At 67.5% G+C, this 11946-nt stretch carries 8 protein-coding genes; 4 read left to right on the forward strand and 4 right to left on the reverse strand.

Translation table 11 applies throughout. From position 1 onward, the window contains the following. Positions 1–42: 42 nt before the first annotated feature. From dnaJ to J7U46_RS04495, 3 genes are all read left to right on the forward strand, one after another. On the forward strand, positions 43–1191 hold the full coding sequence (gene dnaJ, locus J7U46_RS04485) for a molecular chaperone DnaJ (protein WP_282823630.1): 1149 nt from the start codon (positions 43–45) through the stop codon (positions 1189–1191). A gap of 240 nt (positions 1192–1431) precedes the next feature. Continuing rightward, positions 1432–3081: a response regulator gene (locus tag J7U46_RS04490; RefSeq protein ID WP_282823631.1), complete on the forward strand. Its 1650-nt coding sequence runs from the start codon at positions 1432–1434 to the stop codon at positions 3079–3081. A gap of 64 nt (positions 3082–3145) precedes the next feature. After that, entirely contained in the window at positions 3146–4810 is a 1665-nt protein-coding gene (locus tag J7U46_RS04495; protein WP_282823632.1) for a phosphoethanolamine--lipid A transferase, read from the forward strand. Between the two features lie 13 nt (positions 4811–4823). Here the strand turns inward: J7U46_RS04495 and J7U46_RS04500 are convergent, their stop codons facing one another. Beyond that, entirely contained in the window at positions 4824–5969 is a 1146-nt protein-coding gene (locus tag J7U46_RS04500) for a PA0069 family radical SAM protein (protein ID WP_282823633.1), read from the reverse strand. A gap of 91 nt (positions 5970–6060) precedes the next feature. Between J7U46_RS04500 and J7U46_RS04505 the strand changes: the two genes are divergently transcribed. Continuing rightward, the gene (locus J7U46_RS04505) at positions 6061–7899 is read left to right on the forward strand and encodes a serine hydrolase domain-containing protein (RefSeq protein ID WP_282823634.1); all 1839 of its coding nucleotides are present in this window, start codon (positions 6061–6063) and stop codon (positions 7897–7899) included. 12 nt (positions 7900–7911) lie between these two features. Here the strand turns inward: J7U46_RS04505 and J7U46_RS04510 are convergent, their stop codons facing one another. The 3 genes from J7U46_RS04510 to rplI form a co-directional block, all read right to left on the reverse strand. Then, positions 7912–9876 (reverse strand): ATP-dependent helicase, encoded by a 1965-nt coding sequence (locus J7U46_RS04510; RefSeq protein ID WP_282823635.1) that lies wholly within the window; start codon positions 9874–9876, stop codon positions 7912–7914. Between the two features lie 25 nt (positions 9877–9901). Continuing rightward, a complete protein-coding gene (gene dnaB / locus J7U46_RS04515; protein ID WP_282823636.1) occupies positions 9902–11326 on the reverse strand; it encodes a replicative DNA helicase in 1425 nt (474 codons plus the stop codon). A 157-nt stretch (positions 11327–11483) separates the two neighbouring features. After that, positions 11484–11936 carry a 50S ribosomal protein L9 gene (gene rplI, locus J7U46_RS04520; RefSeq protein WP_282823637.1) on the reverse strand — a complete coding sequence of 151 codons (453 nt, stop codon included), beginning with the start codon at positions 11934–11936 and terminating at the stop codon, positions 11484–11486. Positions 11937–11946: the final 10 nt, after the last annotated feature.

The following is an 11946-nucleotide window of genomic DNA, read 5'->3' on the forward strand; positions in this document are numbered from 1 at the left end:
CGCGGCGCAACTGTTTAAAAGCCAACGCTCGCGAAAGCTCCCATGGCAAAGCGTGACTATTACGAAATCCTCGGCGTCGCCAAGAACGCTTCCGAGGACGACATCAAGAAGGCCTACCGCAAGCTGGCCATGAAGCACCACCCCGACCGCAACCAGGGGGACGGTGCCAAGGCGGCCGAGGAGAAATTCAAGGAGGCCAAGGAGGCCTACGAGATGCTCTCCGACGGCCAGAAGCGCGCGGCCTACGACCAGTACGGCCATGCCGGCGTCGACCCCAACATGGGCGGCCGTGGCGGCCCGGGCGCGGAAGGCTTTGGCGGCTTTGCCGAGGCCTTCGGCGACATCTTCGGCGACATCTTCGGCGGCGGCGCCGGTGGTGCCGGCCGGCGCGGCGGCGGCCAGCAGGTCTACCGCGGCAGCGACCTCTCCTACGCGATGGAGATCACGCTGGAAGAAGCGGCCAAGGGCAAGGAAACCCAGATCCGCATCCCCAGCTGGGAAGGCTGCGAAACCTGCAAGGGCAGCGGCGCCAAGCCCGGCACCAGCGCCAAGAGCTGCGGCTCCTGCAATGGCTCGGGCACGGTGCACATGCGCCAGGGCTTCTTCTCGGTGCAGCAGACCTGCCCGCACTGCCATGGCAGCGGCAAGATCATTCCCGACCCCTGCACCAGCTGCAATGGCCAGGGCAAGATCAAGAAGACCAAGACGCTCGAGGTCAAGATCCCGGCCGGCATCAACGAGGGCATGCGCATACGCTCTGCCGGCAACGGCGAACCGGGCGTCAACGGCGGCCCGTCGGGCGATCTCTACATCGAGATCCGCATCAAGCAGCACGAGATCTTCGAGCGCGACGGCGACGACCTGCACTGCACGATGCCGGTGTCCATGACCACGGCCGCGCTCGGCGGCACGATCGAGGTCCCGAACCTCACCGGCAAGGCAGAGATCGAGCTGCCGGAAGGCACGCAGCATGGCAAGACCTTCCGCCTGCGTGGCAAGGGCATCAAGGGCGTGCGCTCCAGCTATCCCGGTGACCTCTACTGCCACATCAGCATCGAGACGCCGGTCAAGCTGACCGAGTACCAGCGCAAGCTGCTGAAGGACCTGGACAAGAGCTTCAAGGAAGGCGGCGAGCGCCACTCGCCGAATGCCAAGAGCTGGACCGACCGGGTCAAGGACCTGTTCAAGTAAGCCCGCCAACCCGGGCCCGGAACGCCGCCGCTCCGCTGGGAGCTGCGGCGTTTTTTTCTGCCGCCGTGCATTTGTCACGCGGGTCAGGCAGCACACCGGGGCAGGCCCCGACTGCAATCCGTGCGCTCTGCGCCTACAGTTGCAGCACAAACACAAGATCCGAATCGTTGGTGAAACCTGTTCTTTGCCCTTGCGCCCGGCCTGGCCGTGCGCCCACGACGGGCTGCCGCCCATGCTGCGATGCGAATCCTTGACGACAGCATCCAGCAGGCCAGCGCGCTGATCATTGACGCCAATGCCAACTCGCGCAGCCTGATGGCCGCGCAGCTGCGCGACCTCGGCGTCGGCAATGTGCGCCAGACCACGCGGCTGCGTGATGCCCGCGTGATCCTGGAGAACAAGGCCTACGACATCGTCCTGTGCGACTACCACTTCGAGGGCAGCGAGCAATCGGGCCAGCAGTTGCTGGACGAACTGCGCCGCGAGCAATTGCTGCCCTACTCCACCGTCTTCGTGATGGTGACCGGTGAGGCCACCTATGCCGTGGTGGCCGAGGCGGCCGAGGCCGCACTCGACGCCTACCTGATCAAGCCCTACACCACGGCCTCGCTGGCCGAGCGCCTGGCCAGCGCGCGCTATCGCAAGCGCGTGCTGAAGGACATCTTCGAGGCCATCGAGAACGAGGACTTCGCCACCGCTGCCGCCCATTGCATGAAGCGCTTCGAGGCGCGTGCGCCGTTCTGGCTCTATGCCGCGCGCATCGGCGCCGAGCTGCTGCTGCGCCTGGAGCGCCATGCCGAGGCGCGCCAGATGTACGACGCCATCATCGAAGCCAAGACCGTGCCCTGGGCCCGCCTCGGCGTGGCCCGCGCCGAGCTGGCCTCGGGCAACCTGATCGGCGCGCGCCGCACGCTGGAAGTGCTGATCGGCGACATGCCCGACCACGCCGACTCCTACGACATGATGGGCCGCGTGCAGATGGAGCAGGGCGAGGTCACGGCCGCGCTCGAGACCTACCGCACCGCCGCCCGCCTGACGCCCGGCTGCATCCTGCGCACCCAGCGCTGCGCCACGCTGGCCTTCTATGCGAACGAGCGCGACGAGGCGATCCGTTTGTTCGAACGGACCATGGCCAATGGCCTCAAGTCCAAGCTCTTCGATGCGCTGAACCTGGTCTTGCTGGGCCTGATGCGCTTCGACAACAAGGACGGCAAGGGCCTGGCCTATGTGCAGGACTGCCTGACCCAGATGAGTGAGCGCGCCGATAGCGGCATGCGCATGCAGCGCTTCGAGCAGGTGCTGCGGATTCTCAGGGCGCTGTATGGCCGCCAACTGGCCGAGGCCCTTGCCCTGACACGGGATCTGAGCACTCAATCGGAACGTCCGGACTTCGACCTGGAGTCCGCCACGCTGCTGGTGGCCGTGCTGGTGCGCCTGCATGCCCAGGACATCCAGCTCGAGGAAATGGATGCCACCATCACCCGGCTCGGCCTGCGCTACTGCGTCTCCAAGTCGAGCACCGAGCTGATGGTCGCCATGACCGAAGCCAATGAGGCCGCCGCCACCGAGCTGCGCGACTGCCATGCCCGCATCTTCGGCGTGGCCGAGACCGCCATGCGCTACTCGATGCGCCATGAGGCCCGCATGGGCGTGGCCCTCTTGATCGAGCAGGGTGAGCAGACCCGCAACGCCAAACTGATCGACATGGCCAGCCTGGTGCTGCAGCGCCATGCCGAGAAGGTGGCCGATGCGGCCGAGCTGGCCCAGCGCATCGAGGAGCTGCAGGCCCGCTGGGTGAGGCCGCTCGGCACGGCCCTGGCGCGCAATCAGCGTGCCGTGGGCGGGCTCGCGCTGCGCACCAAGGCCGCGCCCAAGACGGTGGCGGCCTGAGCGCAAGCTGGGCTTCATCGGGCTGCGCCACAATGCGCGCCATCGACACGATGCCCCCACTCGCATGCGCGCCCTCTTCCGCCTGTTCGGCAAGCCCACCCTCGATTCACCGCTGACCCTCGCCTGGCTGGGCGCGCTCTGGCTCGGCCTCTTCAGCAACTGGCCGCTGTGGCAGCGCATGCTGGCCCTGCCCGAGCTGGCCAATGGCGGCGGCCGCGTCTTCATCCTCGTGTTCGCCGGCATGGTCACGGCCGTGCTCGGTGCCCTGCTGAGCCTGTTCGCCTGGCCGCGCCTGATCAAGCCGGCCCTGGCCGTGATGCTGCTGAGCGCCGCCGCCCTGGCGCACTTCATGGGCAGCTATGGCACGGTGATCGACCCCACCATGGTGGTCAACATCCTGCAGACCGACGTGCGCGAGTCTCGCGACCTGCTGAGCATCGGCCTGCTCTTGAGCCTCTCGATGCTGGCCTTGCTGCCCATCGCCTGGCTGTGGAAGCGCAAGCTGCATGCCCACCCCTGGCCGGGGCGCCTCGGCCGCAACCTGCTGGCCTTTGCCGCTGGCCTCGTGCTGGCCGTGGGCCTGGCCCTGAGCTGCTTTGCCGACCTGGCCTCGACCATGCGCAACAACAAGTCGCTGCGCTACATGATCAGCCCGGTCAACCTCTATTACTCGCTCGGCTCGGTGCTGGCCGCCAAGCGCGCCGAGCCCAAGGGCCCGCCCGAGGTGATTGGCGCTGACGCCAAGCTCGCGCCGCGCGAGGCCGGCGCCAAGCCGCGCCTGTTGCTGCTGGTGGTCGGCGAGACCGCCCGCTCGGCCAACTTCTCGCTCAATGGCTATGGCCAGCCGACCAACCCGGAACTGGCCAAGGCCGACGTGCTGAGCTTCCGCAAGGTCTCTTCCTGCGGCACCAGCACGGCCGCCTCCCTGCCCTGCATGTTCTCGCCGCTCGGCCGCGAGGCCTTCCTGGAGCAGAAGCGGCCGCAGGAGACGCTGATGGACGTGCTGCAGCGCGCCGGCCTCGCGGTGCTGTGGCTGGACAACCAATCGGGCTGCAAGGGCATCTGCGAGCGCGTGCCCAATGCCATGGCCGCCCAGCCCGTGAAGGGCGCGGCGCCGCTGCCGGCCGGCCTTTGCGATGGCGAGGAATGCCTGGACGGCGCGCTCGTGCAGGGCCTGGACGAGCGCCTCGCCGCGCTGGACCCTGAACGCGTGGCACGCGGCGTGGTGCTGGTCATGCACCAGATGGGCAGCCATGGCCCGGCCTACTACAAGCGATCGCCGGCGGACCGCAAGCCCTTCCAGCCCGAGTGCAAGTCCAATGCCTTGCAGCAATGCGAGCGCCAGGCCGTGGTCAATGCCTATGACAACTCGATTGCCTATGCCGACTGGCTGCTGGCGCGCGGCATCGATTGGCTGAAGACCAAATCGGACCGCTTCGACACGGCCCTGCTCTATGCCTCAGACCACGGCGAATCGCTGGGCGAGAACAATCTCTACCTGCATGGCCTGCCCTACAGCATGGCCCCCAAGGAGCAGACGCACATCCCGATGATCCTGTGGCTGCCCGAGGCCAGCAGCCAGGCACTGAAGCTCAAGAGCGGCTGCCTGAAGAGCCGCCTGGACCAGCCCTTCTCGCACGACCAGCTGTTCCACACGGTGCTCGGCTACAGCGGCGTGCAGAGCCAGGTCTACCGCAGCGACTGGGACATTCTGGCCGGCTGCCGCTGATTCCGAACGAGAGTCAGAACAGCTCGCCCTGTGCCGCGTCTGCTGCGACCGCCGCACCCGGCGGCCTGAAGCGGCTCAGGTCCAGCGGCGCTCGCTCGCGCATCAGGCCAAAGCGGGCGGCGGCCTTGTTGAGCCGCTGGCGCAGCAGTTGCGCCCAGATACCTTCGCCGGTCATGCGGGTGCCGAAGTTCGGGTCGTTGTCGCGGCCGCCGCGCATCTCGCGCAGCCGGGCCATCACGCGCGCCGCCTTGTCGGGCTGGTGCTGCTGCAGCCAGTCCTGGAACAAGGGGTCGACCTCCCAGGGCAGGCGCAACGGAATGCTGAAGGCCATGCTGGCGCCGGCCTCGGCGGCCGCCTCGAGGATGCGCTCCAGCTCCGGCTCGTTCAGGAAGGGAATGAGGGGCGACACGCTCACGCCCACCGGCACGCCGGCCTCGGCCAGGGTCTTGATCGTGCGCAGCCGCCGGTGCGGCGCGGCGGCGCGCGGCTCCAAGGTGCGGGCCAGATGCGGGTCGAGCGTGGTGACCGACACATAGACGGCCATCTGGTTGCGAGCCGCCATCGGTGCGATCAGGTCGAGGTCGCGCTCGATGCCGGAGGACTTGGTCACGACCGAGAACGCATGCTCGCATTCGGCCAGCAGCTCGACGATGCGCCGCGTGATCTGCAGTTCGCGCTCCACCGGCTGGTAGACGTCGGTGGCCGTGCCCATGCAGAGCATGCGGGGCTTGTAGCCGGGCTTGCTCAAGGCCTCGCGCAAGCGCTCCGGCGCATTCATCTTGGCGATGATGCGGGTCTCGAAATCGAGGCCGGGCGACATGTTCAGGTAGCTGTGGGTGGGCCGTGCGAAGCAATAAATACAGCCGTGCTCGCAGCCCCGGTAGGGGTTGATGGAAATGTCGAAGCCGATGTCGGGCGACTGATTGGTCGAGAGGATGGACTTGGCCTGCTCCTCGATGATCTGGGTGGCTGGCGGCAGGTGTTCCTCGCTCGCCTCCTGCTCCAGCGAGCCCCAGCCGTCGTCATATTGCTCGCGCAGGTCCTTGCTGAAGCGATGCTTGATGGCCCAAGCACTGCCCCGGCCTTTGAGCGCATCGGCCTGGACGTAGAGCGGCTGGGCCAGGGCCGGTTTGGCATTGGTACTGGGCTTGAAAGGCATGCTGTATTTTTATACAGCCTCAGGAAATCCGCCAGACCAGGAGCAACGGGCTGAGGCAACAATCGCGGCCTGCTCTCAAGGGAACACAAGCATGAGAAATCGAGTCCTCGCCTGGGCGCTGCCGGCACTGCTGGCCCTGCAGCTCTGCGGCAACAGCGTGGCCGGCCCGCAACTGCCGCCGGCCCGCTTCAGCGACCCGGAGCGCCTGCCTCGCCTCATGAAGGCCTTGCCGGCCATCGAGCAGATGATGCGCGACCGCATGCAGGACGCTGGCATCCCGGGCCTGGCCTTCGGCATCGTCATTGATGGCGAGCCGGTGCTCTTGAAAGGCCTGGGCCTGCGCGACCAGGAAGGCCATGCGGTCGATGCCGACACGGTATTCCGCATCGCCTCGATGACCAAGAGCTTTACCGGCCTCGCCATCCTGAAGCTGCGCGACGCCGGCAAGCTGCGGCTCGATGACCCGGTCTCGCTGCATGTGCCCGAGCTGGCACGCTGGCAGGCCCCGACGCGCGACTCAGGGCCCATCACCGTCCGCCAGTTGCTCGCACACCTCGGCGGCCTGCCCGAAGACAACCCCTATGGCGACCGCTTCCTCGACATTTCGCCGCGCGACTTCTCCGCCTGGCTGGCCAAGGGCGTGCCGTTCTCGACGGCGCCGGGCAGCAGCTTCGAGTACTCCAACCTTGGCTTCATGATCCTCGGCCAGGTCATCAGCCAGGCCTCGGGACGGCCCTACCAGCAATACATCCGTGAGGAGATCCTGCGGCCGCTGGGCATGAAGGCGAGCGCCTGGGGCCCGGCCGAGGTGCCGCGTGAGCAGCTCGCCCTCGGTTACCGCAAGGAAGGCGACAAGCTCGCGGCCGAGCCTATGCTGGATGACGGCGTCGGCGGCGCCATGGGTGGCTTGCTGACCAGCGCCCGCGACCTCTCGCGCTATGTAGCGATGATGCTCTCGGCCTTCCCGCCGCGCGACGATGCCGAAAACTCGCCGGTGCTGCGCCGTACTTTGCGCGAGATGCAGTCCGGTCTCGGCGCACCAGCGATCTCGGCGATGCGCCCGCTGGCGGGCGGTCCGCTGAGCGCGCGAGCCCGCAACTACGGCTTCGGCCTCGGTGTCACCGACGACTGCCGCTGGGGCACGGAGGTGGGCCATTCGGGCGGCCTGCCGGGTTTTGGCTCGCACATGGTGTGGCTGCCCGAGCGCGGCGTCGGCGTGTTCGTGATGGCCAACCTGACCTATGCGCCGGCCGGCGGCCTCGCGCGCCAGGCGCTGCAGATGCTGCTCGATACCGGCGCGCTGCAGGCGCGCGAAGCCCAGCCCTCGCCGGCCATGCTCCGCGTTGCTCAAGACACGGTGGCCCTGATCGACAAGTGGAGCGACGCACGGGCCGAGGCCCTGGCGGCCTTCAATCTCTTCCTCGACCGCCCACTGGACAAGCGCCGCAGCGAGATTGCCGCGATGCGCGAGGGCCTGGGCAGCTGCAAGTTCGGCTCCTTCAAGGCCGAGAACGCACTGCGCGGCAAGCTGCGCATTGCCTGCGAGCAGGGCTGGCTGGACGCCACGATGACGCTGGCGCCGACCGATCCGCCGCTGATCCAGCACCTGGAGATGCAGGCCACGCGGCCGGCCTCGGCCGAGCTCGTCGAGCTGGCCCGGGCGCTGGCCCGCGCCCACACGAATGGCGGCAACGACCTGCGCCTGGCGCCCGCGCTGCGCCGTGCCGACCTGGCCATCACGCTGCAGGCCAACCAGCAGGTGCATGGCACCTGCACGGTCGGCGAGCAGATCGGCGGCGATGGCAAGACCACGGCGCGCTTCAAACTGGCCTGTGAACGCGGCGGGGCTGAGTTGAGCTTCGGTGTCGAGGCCGGCCGGTTGAGCCGGGCCCGCTTCACCGAGCCCGATGGCGGCAGCTGCATGCCCTGAACACAGGGTGCGTCAATTTTCGGTTAGCAATCCCGCATCAATCAGGAAGCGCGACGGCGACTGCGGATTGAAGCCAAGCGTCAGGCGATGGCGGGCCCGCGTCATCGCCACATAGAGCAGGTTGCGGTTCTCCGCCGCGCCTGCCTCGCCAACGAACTCGCCCCGGCTGAGGTGCGGGATCAGCACATGGTCGAACTCCAGGCCCTTGGCAGCCTCGATGCTGGAGAGCGTGACGCGCGGCTGCCCGCGCTGGCGCTGCTGGACCTGGGCCAGCGCATGCAGCAGCTGGAAGGCGTCAGCCACGCTGGTGTCCTCGGCCAGCACCAGCTGCACCAATTGGGCGATGTTGTCGCGCACCTGCAGGATGTCCTCGCGCCGGACCAGCACCGCGCGCGCCAACCCGGCTGGATCGAGCGCCTGCATGAAGCCCTGCGAGAAGGCGCGCAGCCCGCCGCTGCGAAGAAGCTCCATGGCCGCCTGCAAGCGGGGCAAGGCAAAGCTTGAAGCCGTGCGCAGCACCTGGTTGGCAATGAAGTCGCGCATGCCGTCAGGCGGCGCCGCCGCTTCGTCAATCGCGCGGCGCTGCGCGGTGACGGCGTCGACATGGCGCAGCTCGGTGCTGTCGATCCAGGCGCCGCTGAATAGCATCAGCGCCTCCAGCACCTGGGCGCGTTGAGCCTTGTCGACAAAGCCCGAGTAGTCGTCGATGCCGAAGGCCTGCAGACCGCGCACCAGCAGCACCTCGCGGCGCTGCAGGAAGGGCCGCAGGTCTTGCGTCGCGTAGCCAATGCCCAGCTTCAGAAGCTCTCGCTCGATCAGCACGGACTGAGAGGGCCGGCGCAGCAGCAGGCGCAGCTCCTGGTGCTCCGACTGGGCCAGATGCTCCTGCGCGAGCCGCGCAATGAACTGTGCCTGCAACGCATGGGATTCCGCTGGCAGCAAACGGACCTCGGTGGCACGCGCGCCCGCCGCCGCATAGGGCTTGCGGGCCAGTGCTCCCGCCGCCTGGGCGAGCGTCGCGCCGAAGCGATGGCTGGCCGTCAGCGGCAGGCGCAGCGGCAGGCCGATCTCGCGCTCGAAATGCTCGCCCATGAAGCCAGCCTCGGCCGCAGCCTGTGAATGGATGACCTGGTCGCGGTCGCCGACGCCGACGAACGCAGCGCGGCGGTTGTGCTGCAGCAGCCCCTTCAGCAAGGTGAACATCGCTCGGTTGGTGTCGTGCATTTCATCGACGACGACCAGGGCCAGGCCGAGGTCCAGCGGCGAAGCATCGCCGGCCGCCAGGCCCTCCTCACCGACCAGGGCGCGGGCCAGGTCGTAGCAGGCATCGCCCTCGTGGCGAAAGGCCGGATGGTCCGGATGCCCGCCCCGGCGTATGGCCTCGTAGGCACCGCGCACGCGCAGCGTGAAGTAGTCGCAAGCCAGTTCCTCGGCCTGCTCCGGGCTGGCTGCGCCCTCCCAGGCCTGCTGCTCGATGCGCAGCCCGCCCTTGAGCACGGCGAAGGATTGCAGCAGGCCCTCGACCAGCGCTTCCGACGGCGCGGTCATGGCCAGCTCGTCCGGATAGCGCTCATCGGGCCAGCTCTGGGCACGCTCGATGGCGCGCAGCACATAGGGCCGGACTTGCTCCAGGCTCATCAGTTGCTGGACGCCCGGGCCTTCGATGGCCTTCAAGACCTCGGCGCTGAAGGACTCGAAGGTGTGGATGCGCAGCGCCGCGACCTGCGCGGGCGCAACGCCGATCAGGCGCAGCTGCGTCTGCAGGGCCTGGACGGCCGGCGCCGTGTAGGTCAATGCCAGCACCATCTCGGGACTGGCGCCGCGCTGAAGCGCCTGGGCAATGCGCAAGGCCAGCGTGGTGGTCTTGGCCGCGCCGGCATTGGCCTCGATCAGCAGGTGTCGGGCGCGGGTGGTCTGGATGAGCAATTGCTCGCTGCTCGGCCGGATCGCCGCAGGGACGAAGATCGGGTCGGACATCGCAGCCTCTAGCGGGCGCGGTCCATCAGTATTCGGCACCGGCCGGGCTCACGTAGCCAGGCGCCAGGTTCTCGAACTTGGTGTGCATGCGCTGGAAGGCGAGCTTCACCGTGCCGACCGGACCATTACGCTGCTTGGCGATGATGATCTCGGCCACGCCCGGCTCCTTGCACTCTTCCTTGGTGTAGTACTCGTCGCGGTAGATGAACATGATGATGTCGGCGTCCTGCTCGATGGCGCCCGATTCGCGCAGGTCGGACATCATCGGCCGCTTGTCGGGCCGCTGCTCCACCGAGCGGTTCAGCTGCGACAGCGCGATCACCGGGCACTTGAGCTCCTTGGCCAGGGCTTTCAGGCCGCGCGAGATCTCGCCGATGACGGTGGCGCGGTTCTCTTCATTTCCGCCGCCATTGCCGCTCATCAGCTGCAGGTAGTCGATGATGATCAGGCCCAGCTGGCCGCTGATGCGGGCCTGGCGGCGCGCGCGGGCGCGCACCTCAGAGGGGCTGAGGCCCGGGCTTTCGTCGATGTAGATGTGGGCCTTGCCGAGCTTGTCGACGGCCTCCGAGAGGCGGCCCCATTCGTCGTCGTTCAGGCGGCCCAGGCGAAGGCGGCTCTGGTCGATGCGACCGACCGAGCCGACCATACGCAGGGCCAGCTGGGCCGCGCCCATTTCCATGGAGTAGATGACGACGGGCAGGCCTTCGTTGATGGCCACGTTCTCGCCGATATTGACCACGAAGGCGGTCTTGCCCATGGAGGGGCGTGCCGCCAGGATGATCAGGTCGCCGGGCTGGAAGCCGGCGGTCATGTTGTCGAGGTCGTAGAAGCCGGTGCGCACGCCGGTCACGTCCTCGGCGCCGTTCTCGGCCAGTTCGTTGACGCGGTCGATCAGCGCCACGATCAGGTTGTCCATGCTCTGGAAACCCTGGCTGCTCTTGTTGCCTTCCTCGTTGATGCGGAAGATCTTGCCTTCGGCCTCGTCGACGATGTCCTTCACCGCCCGGCCCTGCGGGTTCATGGCGGCGCTGGCGATCTCATCGCTGGCCGTGACCAGCTTGCGCAGCACAGCGCGCTCGCGCACGATTTCCGCATAACGCCGCAAGTTGGCGGCACTTGGCACACTCTGCGCCAGCGCGTTCAGGTAGGGCAGGCCGCCGCAGTCCTGGGCCTTGCCGAGCGAGGTCAGCTCTTCGAACACGGTCACCACGTCGGCTGGCTTGCCGGTGTTGATCAGCTTGCCGACGGCGGCAAAGATCTGCTTGTGCTCGAAGCGGTAGAAATCGGTGTCGGTCAGCAGGTCGCCGGCGCGGTCCCAGGCGCTGTTGTCGATCAGCAGCCCCCCGAGCACGCTTTGTTCGGCCTCGACCGAATGCGGCGGCACGCGCAGGCGGGCGACTTCGTCGTCAGAACCACTGGAAGACGAGGCGGTAGAGAAGATCGCAGACATGGAAGGGACTATACGGTTGGCCTGCCGTCAGGCCTGTGGACAAGCCTGTGGAAATGCTTGGGGCTGGTCTGTATATCGCAGCCCGCAAATAAAAAAGCCGATGACCAAGTCATCGGCTTTTCTTGCCGCCCGCGCAAGCGCGGGCGAGCGGCACTACTTATTCAGCGTCGGCAACCACTTGCACCGAGACTTCCACCACCACGTCGGTGTGCGGAGCCACGGCCACGGTGAACTCGCCAACGGTCTTCAGCGGGCCATTGGGCAGGCGGACCTGCGCCTTGGCGATCGTGAAGCCCAGCTTGCCCAGCGCGTCAGCGATGTCAGCATTGGTGACCGAGCCGAACAGACGGCCGTCCACGCCAGCCTTCTGGGCGATGCGCACGGTCTTGCCGTTCAGGCTTTCGCCCAGGGCGGTGGCGGCTGCCAGCTTTTCAGCGGCGATCTTTTCCAGTTCGGCGCGCTTGGCTTCGAATTCCTTGATCGCGGCGGCCGTGGCACGGCGTGCCTGGCGGGTCGGGATCAGGAAGTTGCGTGCGTAGCCGTCCTTGACCTTGACGACGTCGCCCAGGTTGCCGAGGTTCGCGACCTTTTCAAGCAGGATGATTTGCATGTTCGGTAAC

It is taken from the genome of Pelomonas sp. V22 (assembly GCF_030014915.1).
GTDB lineage: Bacteria > Pseudomonadota > Gammaproteobacteria > Burkholderiales > Burkholderiaceae_C > JAUASW01.